General features: G+C 62.5%; 1 protein-coding gene. It reads left to right on the forward strand.

What is annotated here, in order from left to right:
- Window positions 1-23: 23 nt before the first annotated feature.
- Window positions 24-251: hypothetical protein (locus ACZ2IA_RS23170; RefSeq protein ID WP_470294930.1), on the forward strand; the 228-nt coding region annotated here is incomplete at its 3' end.

A 251-nucleotide genomic window follows, 5' to 3' on the forward strand; every position in this document is an offset into this window, starting at 1 on the left:
GTTTGCTGCTGTGGCTGCGACACATGCTGGACGCGGAAAGGCATAGCCGCAGCATGCCGCGCAGCGTCATCGCATTCCCGGAATTGCTCAGCGACTGGCGTGCGCAAATGACCCGCGCAGAGCAACAGCTGCAGATCCACTGGCCTCGCCCGCCCGATTCGGTCGCCGCCGAGGTCGATAGCTTCCTTGATGCGGGTAATCGGCATCACCAGCATGACCCGGCCAAGCTTGCGGCCGACCCTGATGTTTTT

Source organism: Crenobacter sp. CS_VA4, from assembly GCF_055597485.1.